The sequence below is a fragment of the Ruegeria sp. CDSB117 genome, assembly GCF_059611005.1.
In genome coordinates, this window is record NZ_JBXWOS010000069.1 from 1 (window position 1) to 1,385 (window position 1,385).

Here is a 1,385-nt window from a genome sequence, read left to right on the forward strand (position 1 = left end):
CACGCCCTCATCCACTAGTATCCTTTGCGCCGCATCAAGCGCGGCCTGCCGTGTGGCGATCAGCCTAGGATCTTCTTTCAATCGCTCCTCCTATAGAACATAATGTTGCGCAGTAGAACATTTTGTACTAAAAGCATGGCCAGCTAAAAGCTAAAGCTCAATACTCAATTCCGCGAACACGTCTTGTCAAAATGGGAGCGTATCAATGTTCAAAGTGGCAGCAACCCCGCTGGCGGTACTCTTATCGATGGGCGCGACAACCGCATTGTCCGAGAGTGGCACTTACGAGCTGGATCCCGGACACAGCCAGGTCTTGTTTAGCTACAACCACATCGGGTTCTCCGAAACGTTTGGAATGTTCTCAGGTTTTAGCGGCGAGATTGAGTTCAATGAAGATGATCCGTCTGCGTCATCTGTCACAGTGTCTATGCCTGTAACATCCATGATCACGGGCTGGGACGCCCGTTTGCAACACTTCATGTCCGATGATTTTTTCAGCGCAAGTGACGGTGACGTGGTCACTTTCGCCTCAACCAGCATTGAAGTGACTGGTGACAATACCGCGAATATTTCTGGCGACCTGACCATAAAAGGCGTCACTAAACCTGTCATTCTGGAAACAACGCTCAACAAGTCAGCGCCATACCCGTTTGGTGCAAAGGAGGGCACGCCGACCTTGGGGCTGGCAGCCACGGCGACTATCGTGCGGTCTGAATTCGGACTTGGGGCGTTCGCACCTGCGGTGAGCGACGAAATAGCAGTCTTGATCAATGTCGAAGCGTTAAAGGCTGAATGATGTGTGCAAGGGAACTGATATGGCACCGAGCGCTCATTCTTAACTTTTGACCGGCTGACAACAAAATGAATGTGTTCCTGAAACTACTGGCGGCTGCCGCGACAGCGGTGGCATTGATGTGCCCGATGGTATTCGCACAAGAGCGCTCCTTGCCGGAGCGCACCTCGCCCCGTCCCGAAACGACAAGCGGCGTACCACATACTCAGATTGGTGTCGAAATTGATGCCGAATTGGCCCAGCTCTTGCTGGAGCGAGTTGCGCAATTCCCAGGGGTCACACTTGGCCCAACACGCATATCACTACCTGGCGCGATTGGCTTTCAGCTTGATCCCGACATGTTGTTGTCTCAACCGAGCTCTATCGTCGGTGGGTTTGAGTTTGCGCATATGCATCCTGATGGCAGTTTGCACGCTTCGCTGCACCCGGCAATGGCCCGACGGGCAATTGAGGCTGGCTGGGCCGTAGCTCACCCTTGGGCCAAACAACGTCCTGGGTGGAGCGGCTTTGTCATGATCTATACTCCAACCACACCCGAAGAGCTGGATGTCGTCATCGATCTGGTTGAAAGCTCGTACACCTTCATCACCGG

2 protein-coding genes are annotated in these 1,385 nt (G+C 53.4%); both read left to right on the top strand.

Features of this window, described 5'->3' with window-relative positions:
• The first annotated feature begins 205 nt into the window (after window positions 1-205).
• Window positions 206-796 carry a YceI family protein gene (locus tag AC2FJC_RS23830; RefSeq protein ID WP_496742202.1) on the top strand — a complete coding sequence of 197 codons (591 nt, stop codon included), beginning with the start codon at window positions 206-208 and terminating at the stop codon, window positions 794-796.
• Between the two features lie 65 nt (window positions 797-861).
• Window positions 862-1,385 (top strand): luciferase domain-containing protein (locus AC2FJC_RS23835; RefSeq protein WP_496742204.1); only part of this gene is annotated, 524 nt, incomplete at its 3' end.